Origin of the sequence: Thiocapsa bogorovii, from assembly GCF_021228795.1 — a bacterium.
In the GTDB taxonomy this organism is placed as follows: domain Bacteria; phylum Pseudomonadota; class Gammaproteobacteria; order Chromatiales; family Chromatiaceae; genus Thiocapsa; species Thiocapsa bogorovii.
The window spans coordinates 5,558,757-5,568,818 of sequence record NZ_CP089309.1 but is presented as its reverse complement, the minus strand read 5'-3'; the positions used below and the strand labels follow the sequence as shown (position 1 = coordinate 5,568,818).

The window sequence follows — 10,062 nt, the reverse complement described above, 5'->3', positions numbered from 1 at the left end:
AAAACGACGAACAGAGAGGTTCAGCCATGACGTATTGTGTCGGTATCATGCTCGACGCCGGATTGGTCCTGTCGTCGGACTCGCGTACCCATGCCGGGGTCGATAACTTTGCGAGCTTCTGCAAGATGACCGTGTTTGAACGCGCCGGCGACCGGGTCATCATCCTGCTGAGCTCGGGCAACCTGGCCGGAACCCAGGCGGTCATCGGCTTGCTGAAGCAGCGCAACGCCAAGGAAGGGGTGCCCAATCTCTGGGGCGCGGAGTCCATGTTCGATTCCGCGATGCTGGTGTCGGATGCCATGCGGGACGTCGATCGGCGCGACGGAAAACACCTGGCAGGGAGTGGTGGCGGCTTCAATGCCTCATTCATCCTGGGAGGGCAGATCGCGGGCGAGCCGCCACGCCTTTTCCGGATCTATGCGGAGGGCAACTTCATCGAGGCCAGCTTGGAGACGCCCTATCTCCAGACCGGGGAAACCAAATACGGGAAGCCGATCATCGATCGGGTCATTACCCGCTCGACCTCGCTCAACGATGCGGCCCAATGTGCCCTCGTCTCGTTCGACTCGACGATGCGCAGCAATTTGTCCGTCGGCATGCCGATCGATCTGATCTGCTATGAGCGTGACAGCCTTGAAGTGCGGATGCGCCGCCGCTTCGATGAGGGGGATGAATACTTCAGCGCGCTCGGCAAGCAATGGACGGAAGGCACGCGGCAGGTGTTCAGCAGTCTGCCCAAGCTTGACTGGTCAGGCCACTGAGGCCGCCGCTGGGACCGCGGCGGTGAATGCACGCGCAGCAGACCTCGGACGCTGCGCAAGGTGACCGTTGACCTGCCGTGCGGGGCGTGTGCGAGCCGCGCTGCGGGGGATTCCACCTAGCCGACCCGAGGCCAACGACCCAAACTGCCGCGCCTGCCCCCGGTAGCGCGGGCGGCACAGGAGTGAGTTCATGAAGATCCGTATCGGCTACGAGTTGATCTACGATTGCCCGCAGCCGACCCCAATGATCCTGACCTTGAGCGTGCACTACTCGCGCGTCTCCGACATCATCGTTCCGGACCACCTGATCGCCGACCCGCCGGTTCCGCTCACCGCCTATCGCGACAGTTTCGGCAACTGGTGCAGTCGTATCGTCGCCCCCCGAGGACAGGTTCGGCTGTCAACCGATGCGCTCGTGCGGGATACGGGCGTACCCGACCCGGTGGTTCCGCACGCGAGTCAGACACCGGTGGAAGCGCTCCCGGACGAGACCTTGCTGTTCCTGCTGGGAAGCCGATACTGCGAGACGGATCGCCTGTCCGAAACCGCCTGGCACCTGTTCGGCAATTCACCGACGGGATGGGCGCGCGTTCAGACGATCTGCGACTATGTCCACCAGCATATTGTCTTCGGCTATGAGCACGCACGTTCCACCAAGACCGCCTACGAGGCTTTCCACGAGCGCACCGGCGTTTGCCGCGACTATGCGCACCTCGCCATCGCGTTCTGTCGCTGCATGAATATCCCCGCGCGCTACTGTACCGGTTACCTCGGCGAGATCGGCATGCCCCCACCCTATGCCCCGATGGATTTCGCCGGTTGGTTCGAGGCCTATCTTGACGGCCATTGGTACACCTTCGACGCCCGCAACAATACCCCGCGCATTGGACGCGTGTTGATCGCCCGGGGTCGCGACGCGGCCGACGTCGCCATCAGCAATACCTTCGGGCCCAACACCCTAAAGGGCTTCAAGGTGTGGACCGACGAGGTGAGCGACGGGTGAACTTCGAAAGGTTGCAGTGGCTCACGCTAACCTTGGGTTACATATAGAGCAGAATCGCGAAATAGTGGCTGACGCTTCCGGCCAGGACGAACAGATGCCAGATGCCATGGCACCAGGGCCAGAAGCGACCCAGCGGGTAGAAGATGACGCCGACGGTGTAGAAGAGGCCACCCGTCACCAGCAGTCGGAAGCCGGCCGGAGGCAAGGCAGCAACGATGGGATCGAGGGCAAGCACGATCAGCCAGCCCATGATCAAATAGACGACCACCGACAGGATGCCCCCGCCCTTGCCGCGCAGCGTATCGATGACGATACCCAGCAGGGCCAGCCCCCAGATCGCGCCAAACAGCCACCAGCCGATCGCGCCGCCGAGGACCACCAGGCAGAATGGCGTATAGGTGCCTGCGATCAAAAGGTAGATCGCGTGGTGATCCAACACCTGAAACACCCGTTTCGTCCGCCCGCGCAGGCTATGGTAGAGCGTCGAGAAGAGATACAGCAGGATCAAGGTGAGCCCGTAGACACTGAAGCTCACGATTCGCATCGCCCCGCCGTGAACGCCGGCAAGTGACACCAGCACAGCGGTCCCGCTCAGCGCCAGCACGGCGCCGACCAGATGGGAAATGCTGTTGAAGCCCTCGCCCTTGTCCATCTTGTCTCTACCCTTGGGTTCGGTCGCCACTGGACGAGGCAGCCGGGATGGCGATCATCCTCCCGCGCACCCACTTCATCAGCGGGCGTCCGCAGCACGCGGCCACCAGCCTCCGGGACATAGGATGATACGTGAACGGGCGGCACAATTCCGCGGACACTCCGGCGATGCTTCTTTGCGCGCAACACTGGGGGAGGGGCGAAATTGATCATCCTAGATCCGGCAGTTGAACGGCCCCTGGAGTGCGTCCCGCGCGGTGTCCGACAAGGCGCAACGAGGCGTCGTAGTGGTTCTACGACAACGCGTTGCAACACAGTCGGGCGCCGCGCGGGGCGTGCTCCAGGGGTCGTAGCGGCCTTCACCCAGCCGGTGAGCCGTCAGACGCATGCGATTGTCAAGGCCGTCAAGACCTTGCATGAAGCATGAAGCGGTCAACTGCCGGATCTAGCCCGGATGTTTCATAAACCGACACAGCCGACACTGGCCTCGCGGATTTGCGCGGCGCTGGGCGTCACCGAGGGCGATGACCGGGACGCCGCGGGGGTTGAATGGTGGAAATACCGAGCGGCAACGGGCTTGATCAACGGGGCACGAGTAGTTTTGTCGCCGCGCAGGCGTACGATGCCCTGCCCGAGGTGGGCATAGTCGTCGTGCGCGTGCTGAAATCCCCGTGCGGGGATGTATGTGCGTCTAGGCGGGCGCCGCCGGGGCTGCGCGTTGAAGAGCCTCTCGGTGACCTGCTGCAACAGCGTCTTGACCGGACAGCTCGAGGGCAGGTGCAGGCGCACGCGGTCTTTGTACTGCACCACGCGCACGGCGAGCTTGAACAGTTTGATGATCACGGTGGCAGGCTGGGCGTTGGCCAGTTCCGTGCCGACGAGGACCTCGGTGCGCAGCGTTTGGTGCAAGACGTAAGCGGCGCAGGAGAAGAACAAGCGCATCTGATTGGCCAAGAAGGTGCTGTCGGAAGTGCGATCGCTGGCCAGATCGTTCTTGATCATTTTGATGAAGTTCTCGTCCTGGCCGCGCGCGCAGTACAGATCGCGGTAGACGCACTCGGGACTGGGCAAGTCCAAGGAGGTGACGACGAAGCGGAGGTTGTCGCCGCGCGCCGTCACCTCGGCTTTGAGGATGGTCCGACACGCGCCGGGCCAGGAACCGGCACGGTAGTCAACCTCGTGGTAGGTGCGGGTCCGCTCGGGTACGTCGGCGTCGGCGCGCCGGGCGTTCTCGATGCGCAGCGCATGGAGCTTGCGGGCGTCGGCCAAGAACGGCTCGGCCCGTGGCGTGAGAGCCCGGTTACCCGCCAGGCCGAAGATGAAATCCGTCAACGGATCGGCCATCGCCAAGGCCATCAACTCGGGGTTGGAGAAGTGTCCGTCGCCGCGCAGGATGATGCGTGTGCGTGGCCACGCGGCCCGCAGCCGCTTGAGCACGCGCTTGAGGATCATCGCGTTCTCGGCGCCGGTGGGGCGCTTGCCGGGACGCAGCACCGCGGTGATGAACTTCCCCGAGAGGCCCTCGAAGAGAAACAGCGGCAAGTAGCAATGGTTGCCGTAGTGATGATTGTAGAACGCGAACTCCTGCTGGCCATGGGTGGCGTCTTCGGAGTGGTCCATATCGAGCACGATCACCTGCGGCGCCTTCGGGTAGCTGGCGATGAAGGCCTCGACGAAGGCCTGCGCCATGCGGTAGAGGTCGCGCGCGCCGACCCCATTCTCCAAACGCGAGAAGGTCGGCCCGCTGGCCAGGTCCGTCGTCGCATCCAGCGGCTTGCGCTCCAGCCCCAGCTTGAACAGCGCATCACGGCGCAGCGCATTGGCGTCGTTGCCGTCTTCGTAAGCACAGGCGATCTGGTAGACCCGTTGCGCGATCAGCTCACGCATCGGATGGGTGGTGTAGGACGGATGGCGCCAATCATCGATCGCTGCGCTCAACCGCTCGGTCAGGCCGATCTGCCGATCAACCCCGCGCAGAATCATGGGGCCAAAGTCAGACGACATGGCGCCGCCGTCGAAGTCGCCGCGGACCGTGAAACCGGCGACCGGGGGAAAACGCAGCTGTTCCGGGGTAGACTCGGGCATGGGCGACCTCGTTTAGCTTCTTCCGAAGCGTTCTTGGCGGAACAGCCATTTTATCAATGGGTTGAACGAGAGTCGCCCTTTTTTATGAAATATTCGGGCTAGGATCATGCATCGATCCCGACTTTGGCGTTCTTCGGGGACAGCGGCGCCTTGCTCCGGACGGCCAGGCGATTGCCATGGCCGATGCCGCTCGTGAGGATTTGATGGATATGCGCATGAGCGTAGTATGAGCGGCTGCTCTGCTCTGCTCCCTTCGATCCGAGGAGACGGCGGATTCAACCGATCGGTAATCTCCCATGCGGCGTATCGAAATCAGTCATGTCACCGAGTACCTGTTCCCGAGCCGGGTGTCGCTGCTGCCCCACAGGCTGCTCCTGCGTCCACGGGAGAACCACAACGTCAGGATCGAATCCTCGGTGCTGGAGATCAGTCCGGCCCATACCCTGCAATGGAAATGCGACGTGCTGGACAACTCTGTGGCGCTGGTGGGCTTTCACGGGCCGTCGGACCGGCTGCGCGTCTCCAGCAGGGTGGTGATCCAGCACTACGAGGAGAATCCGTTCGACTTTTTGGTCGATGACTACGCCGTCATCCACCCGTTCGAGTATGCCGAGGAGGACCGGGCCGAGCTCGCGCCTTTACGGCAGTCCGTCTACCCGTCGGACCGAGACGCAGTGCAAGGGTGGCTTGACGGCCTGGGTCTGCAGCAGCCGATGGAGACCTTCGCGCTGCTCGCTCGCATGAACCGAGAGATTGCCGGCCGTTTCCTCTACCAGATGCGCGAAGAACCGGGCGTGCAGCCACCCGCGCTGACATTGGCGAGCAAGAGCGGCTCCTGCCGGGACTTCGCGGCCTTGTTCATGGAGGCATGCCGTTTCCTTGGGCTGGCAAGCCGCTTCGTCAGCGGTTATCTGTTCGCACCGGCCACCGCGGCAGGCAACGCCTCGACCCATGCCTGGGCCGAGGCCTACCTGCCCGGCGCCGGCTGGATCGGGTTCGATCCCACCAGCGGAGAGGTGACCGGCAATAGGCACATCGCCGTTGCGGTGGCACGCCACCCGGAAGCCGTTCCACCAGTGGCCGGAAGCTACCTCGGCTCGCCGGATCAGCGCCCAGTAATGACGGTAGCGGTACGGGTGAGCGCGCTCGCGGCCTTATGAACGGTTGCCCTCACCCGGTGCGCTACCAGAGGGCGGGAGTGACCAGGGAGGCGACCGCAGCGCCTGTTGATTCGATAGGAGGTCGCAGCGATGAAGAGCCGATTCGCCTGGGGGTCTTGCTGATGGGCATCGTACCGGTGGGCGCTCCGCGGGCGGACCAGCCACCGCGCCCGGCGGTTCGACCGGCGGCAATCCGCGGTCAGCCCATGCGCTGCTCATACATCGCCTCCGCCGCCCCATAGCAGCCGCAGGCGGCGCCTTGCAGGCCCGCGCGGTCGAGCACGGTGATATCCCCGCGGCGGTAGTGAATCAGCTCGCGCGCCTGCAGCGCACTCGCTGCCTTGGTAACGCCCACGCGGCGCACCCCCAACAACAGGGCCAGGAGCTCATGGGTGACATGGAAGTGGTCGGAATGTGCCCGATCCTGGGTCATCAACAACCAGCGGGCGAGGCGCGCCTCCACCATGTGGAAGCGGGTGCAGGCGAGCAACTGCGTGCTCTGGTTCATCAACACGTCGAGATAGCGGTGGAGCCTGGCCCGTAGGGCATCGCTCCGGCGCAGCGCTTCGCCGAATTCTTCACTGGACAGGCGCCACGCCGGACCCGCGCCCTGGACAAAGGTGCGGATCTGCGTGACCTCGACACCCAGGACGAGGGGCGTCCCGATCATGCCTTCATTGCCGACGAGCCGCACCTCCAGACCGGCGTAATCCGCCGGCGGGGTCACCAGAGACACGAAGCTGTCGGTGGGGAAATAGACGTCGCGGATCCGGTCGCCGGGTTCGCTGATCACCTCGCCGCGCCGCAGTTCGACGGCCTCGCAGCTCGAGAGAATCTGTCGCCGATCACGCTCGGGCAGTGCGGCGAGGAGCCGATTGTCGAAGCGGTCGGGGGTCTTCGCGGAGTCGAGTTGCACGCGCGTTCTCCTCGTTGGTCGGTGATGGACGAAGAACAGACGGCACAAGGGCAAAAAGTCGTGAGCCGATCGGCCGTGATGGGTCAGCAATACGCTCGATGATCCGTGCGGTCGGTACGCTGGCAAACATAGCGCGCGGATTCGAGACCTTTGCTGTCCGGTGCGCACGGCCCCGTCGGGGAGGCGGCGAAATCCTCGAGCGAAAACGCATTGCTCTGTGTGCTGGCGAACAGACGCTCGCCATGGCGGGGACTATCGTGAATCTATCGAATGTTCACACCGCCTGACAGGAGAAGCGTCATGCCTCTGATTACATTAGTCATCACGTTGGTCGTCGTCGGCTTGATCCTCTGGTTGATCAATCGCTACATCCCGATGGATGGCACCATCAAGAAGATCTTGAATGTGGTCGTCGTGATTGTCGTGATTCTTTGGCTGTTGTCCGTCTTCGGGCTCATGCCGCCGTTGTCGCAGATTCGGATCGGCTAGCCGATCGTCGGGTGACGTTTCCACGCTTGGAGAGGGAACCAGATGAATGCCATGAATGCCGACACATTATCGAAAAGGCAGGTGCTCACCAAGCAAGCCGCGAAGGTCGCCACCTACTACCATCCCAGCACCTGGAAGGAGAAGGGCATCTGGTGGACCGCCGGGCTGTTTCTGATCACCTATCTGGTGGTCGTCGTGATCCTGGGCCTCTATTGGTCGCGCTCGCCGGGTCAGTTTGACGTGCGCGAACAGGCGCTGTCGATGGTCAATCAGGATGAGAGCAAGCTGGTGACCGGCACGGCGACCACGGCCACCGCCATCCGCATCGGCGAGACCCTGCTCGACAAGCCCGGCGGCTATCTGACCAATGACGTCAGCCCTCCGGGCGTGTTCCTGGACAACATTCCCAACTGGGAATTCGGGGCCTTGACCGGTTGGCGCGACTTGCTCAACGCCCTGCGCAACGACTTCAGCCGCGCCCAATCCCAGTCGGTCGAGAACAAGGACCTGGAGCTCGCGCAGCCCCAGTCCAACTACCAATCGGACTCCTGGCTCCTGCCCTCCACCGAATCGGAGTATCGCATCGGCATCGACGCCCTCTATCGTTACAGCCAGGGGCTCTCCGATACCGCGGCCGCCCATGCCCAGTTCTACGCCCGCGGAGACAATCTGACCACCTATCTCGAAGTGGTCGAAAAGCGCCTGGGCAGTCTCGCGCAACGGCTGTCCTATGCGGTCGGTCAGGCCCATCTCGATACGGCACTGGCCGGCGATCCCAACGCCAGCCAGTCGACGCCGCCCCCCCGGATCCAGACGCAGACCAAGACCCCCTGGATGAAGATCGACGACATCTTCTTCGAGGCGCGCGGTTACACCTGGGCACTGCTGCATGCCCTGCAGGCGATGGAGATCGACTTCGCCTCCGTGCTCGAGGACAAGAATGCCGTGGTCTCCCTGGAGCAGATCACGCGCGAACTGAAGAACACCCAGAACGTCATCTGGAGCCCGGTGATCCTCAACGGCACCGGATACGGGCCGATGGCGAATCATTCGCTGGTGAGTGCCTCCTATATCTCGCGGGTCAATGCCGCGATCACCGATCTGCGCAGTCTGTTGCAGAAGGGTTGAGTCGGGGCTTGCAACGGGGCGTCCGCTGGACGCCTCGCGCATGAGCCACTGCATCACCCAAGATCAATCAACCAAGGGCGAACATCACCATGTTAAATCGGCACAGATTCAATGTGATCGCAACGGGATTGCTTTTGGGAGCCGGCATCTGTCAGCCGGTCGGCGCCCATCCGGCGTACGAGGCGCCGGTGCGGCTGATTTTCGGCGACGAGGGCATGCAGTTGGCCGATGCCTCGCGGGAATGGGCGATTCGCCCGGCCGACGGGGCGAACCCCATCTCGCAAGCCCCCGACGCCGCCACGCCCATGGGGTCGCCGAACGATGGGCCGTCCTCACAGATCAAGACCGATGGCGGCATTCGCTACGTCTCGGGCGGTGTGGGCGAGAGCGAGCGCAGTGAGCTCGATGCCCTGTCCCCTGAATTCAACCTGCACCTGATGTTCGCGACACAGGGCAGCGGTGAGTATCTCTCGGCGGTGCGGGTGAACATTCTGGATTCCAACAAGCGTCCGGTCCTTACCGCCGAATCCGAAGGTCCCTGGTTCTACGCGCAACTGCCGCCCGGCGACTACAGCGTTGAAGTCACCCCCACCGGGCTGAGAGGCGAAGACCAGACCCAGCGCAAGGCGGTGCATCTCGATGTCTCCAGCCACTCGAAGATGGATTTCTACTGGAAACAATAGGGGGCTGTTCGCTGGCGACCTGATCCGGGCGCCGCTGTGTGACTGCGTCGGGTGCGGTGAACCGATGTCGAAGCCAAGCCCATCCGATGCGTGAGTGGGTATTCCGGCAATCCGCCGGGTGAGTGATCTGCAAGAGGAGAACGCCATGTCATCGTCAAGAGACCAATACGTCAGCAAGATGAAAGCCCAACTCGATGAATGGAACGCGAGTATCGCCGCCATGGAGGAGAGGGCGAGCGAAATCAATGAAGATGCCAAGGTGAAATATCACGAGCAGCTCGTCGCACTGCGCGCCCGGCGTGCGGAAGGCGAGAAGAAGCTGGAGGAGGTGCAGGCCGCGACCGAGAGCACCTGGAAGCAGGTCAAGCTGGAAAGCGACAATGTCTGGGAGGCATTCAAGGATTCCTATCAGGCGTTCGCGGCGCATTTCAAATAGCCGTCGAGCAGGCCGGACAGCACAGATGGATTTGCCGAGAGACGGCGCATCCTCAACGCCGCTCCGGGCATTGTGCCCCGGGGCGGTGATGGCCATCGCACAATTCTTTGGACGGCAGCATCCCTGTCCCGATCGATCATCGATAGAGCACGCGGAGAATGGTCATGACCACAAGGCACAAAATCCGTCCGCTGACGGGTCGGATTGCGGACTCCGATGCGGCGCGCGCTTCGCAGGTGAAGGCATTGATGCGCGAACGCCGAAAGGTCGCCGTGACGTTCAGTCGGACGCAGGATGAACGCGACCGCGCTGAGCTTGCACGCATCGACCAGGAACTCGTCCAGCACCACATCGACATCCCGGCCATCCAGGAACAGGTTGCCATGAGGAGGCGAGGAATCCGCGAGCCCTTCCTCCGCCGGGCGGAATGCGCGAGGACAAGCGAAGAGGCGTTCACCGCCAAGGGGTCCGAACGCGCGCCGATGCCGCCAACTGCCCCGCCAACCGCTTATGAATCTGAATCCGGCAGTCGACCGCTCGCAGGATGATGCAACGCATTGATAGCCCTAACGCTTGACACATTCAGCGGGATACCGAGTGCCGGGTCCCTGTTGCACTCCGCTCCATGTGTGCCATCGAACAGACCATCGCGCTCGGAGCGGCAACAATCGACTCAGGTTGGATCCGGGCCGTCTCCGTGGCGCTGCCTGATGCCTCATCCCGACGTCAGTCAGGTCGACATTGCATCGA

10 protein-coding genes and 1 pseudogene are annotated in these 10,062 nt (G+C 63.0%); 8 read left to right on the top strand and 3 right to left on the bottom strand.

Annotated elements, in window-relative coordinates; translation table 11 throughout:
* The first annotated feature begins 26 nt into the window (after positions 1–26).
* Together LT988_RS24765 and LT988_RS24760 are read left to right on the top strand one after the other, a co-directional pair.
* The gene (locus tag LT988_RS24765; protein ID WP_232408166.1) at positions 27–761 is read left to right on the top strand and encodes a peptidase; all 735 of its coding nucleotides are present in this window, start codon (positions 27–29) and stop codon (positions 759–761) included.
* Positions 762–951: 190 nt separating this feature from the next.
* Positions 952–1,764, top strand: a complete 813-nt coding sequence (locus LT988_RS24760; protein ID WP_232408165.1) for a transglutaminase-like domain-containing protein — start codon at positions 952–954, stop codon at positions 1,762–1,764.
* Between the two features lie 37 nt (positions 1,765–1,801).
* Here the strand turns inward: LT988_RS24760 and trhA are convergent, their stop codons facing one another.
* On the bottom strand, positions 1,802–2,416 hold the full coding sequence (gene trhA, locus LT988_RS24755) for a PAQR family membrane homeostasis protein TrhA (RefSeq protein ID WP_232408164.1): 615 nt from the start codon (positions 2,414–2,416) through the stop codon (positions 1,802–1,804).
* 695 nt (positions 2,417–3,111) lie between these two features.
* Positions 3,112–4,500 (bottom strand): annotated as a pseudogene (locus LT988_RS24750) (IS1380-like element ISTro1 family transposase); the annotation flags it as partial.
* Between the two features lie 296 nt (positions 4,501–4,796).
* Here LT988_RS24750 and LT988_RS24745 point away from each other — a divergent pair.
* Entirely contained in the window at positions 4,797–5,660 is an 864-nt protein-coding gene (locus tag LT988_RS24745; protein WP_232408163.1) for a transglutaminase family protein, read from the top strand.
* Positions 5,661–5,859: 199 nt separating this feature from the next.
* Here LT988_RS24745 and LT988_RS24740 read toward each other — a convergent pair whose 3' ends face one another.
* Positions 5,860–6,576 (bottom strand): Crp/Fnr family transcriptional regulator, encoded by a 717-nt coding sequence (locus LT988_RS24740; RefSeq protein WP_232408162.1) that lies wholly within the window; start codon positions 6,574–6,576, stop codon positions 5,860–5,862.
* A 300-nt stretch (positions 6,577–6,876) separates the two neighbouring features.
* On the opposite strand from LT988_RS24740, the gene LT988_RS24735 reads away from it, so the two are divergent.
* The 5 genes from LT988_RS24735 (at position 6,877) to LT988_RS24715 (ending at position 9,860) form a co-directional block, all read left to right on the top strand.
* The gene (locus tag LT988_RS24735; protein WP_232408161.1) at positions 6,877–7,065 is read left to right on the top strand and encodes a Thivi_2564 family membrane protein; all 189 of its coding nucleotides are present in this window, start codon (positions 6,877–6,879) and stop codon (positions 7,063–7,065) included.
* 51 nt (positions 7,066–7,116) lie between these two features.
* The gene (locus tag LT988_RS24730) at positions 7,117–8,193 is read left to right on the top strand and encodes a DUF2333 family protein (RefSeq protein WP_232410649.1); all 1,077 of its coding nucleotides are present in this window, start codon (positions 7,117–7,119) and stop codon (positions 8,191–8,193) included.
* Positions 8,194–8,381: 188 nt separating this feature from the next.
* A complete protein-coding gene (locus LT988_RS24725) occupies positions 8,382–8,876 on the top strand; it encodes a carboxypeptidase regulatory-like domain-containing protein (RefSeq protein WP_232408160.1) in 495 nt (164 codons plus the stop codon).
* Positions 8,877–9,021: 145 nt separating this feature from the next.
* Positions 9,022–9,312 carry a sll1863 family stress response protein gene (locus LT988_RS24720; RefSeq protein ID WP_456300850.1) on the top strand — a complete coding sequence of 97 codons (291 nt, stop codon included), beginning with the start codon at positions 9,022–9,024 and terminating at the stop codon, positions 9,310–9,312.
* Positions 9,313–9,470: 158 nt separating this feature from the next.
* Positions 9,471–9,860 (top strand): hypothetical protein, encoded by a 390-nt coding sequence (locus LT988_RS24715; protein WP_232408158.1) that lies wholly within the window; start codon positions 9,471–9,473, stop codon positions 9,858–9,860.
* Positions 9,861–10,062: the final 202 nt, after the last annotated feature.

Bases quoted from the DNA above. Each gene is read 5' to 3' on its own strand.
- LT988_RS24765 (WP_232408166.1), top strand. From the start codon at position 27: ATGACGTATTGTGTCGGTATCATGCTCGACGCCGGATTGGTCCTGTCG.
- LT988_RS24760 (WP_232408165.1), top strand. From the start codon at position 952: ATGAAGATCCGTATCGGCTACGAGTTGATCTACGATTGCCCGCAGCCG.
- trhA (WP_232408164.1), bottom strand. From the start codon at position 2,416: ATGGACAAGGGCGAGGGCTTCAACAGCATTTCCCATCTGGTCGGCGCC.
- LT988_RS24745 (WP_232408163.1), top strand. From the start codon at position 4,797: ATGCGGCGTATCGAAATCAGTCATGTCACCGAGTACCTGTTCCCGAGC.
- LT988_RS24735 (WP_232408161.1), top strand. From the start codon at position 6,877: ATGCCTCTGATTACATTAGTCATCACGTTGGTCGTCGTCGGCTTGATC.
- LT988_RS24730 (WP_232410649.1), top strand. From the start codon at position 7,117: ATGAATGCCGACACATTATCGAAAAGGCAGGTGCTCACCAAGCAAGCC.
- LT988_RS24720 (WP_456300850.1), top strand. From the start codon at position 9,022: ATGTCATCGTCAAGAGACCAATACGTCAGCAAGATGAAAGCCCAACTC.
- LT988_RS24715 (WP_232408158.1), top strand. From the start codon at position 9,471: ATGGTCATGACCACAAGGCACAAAATCCGTCCGCTGACGGGTCGGATT.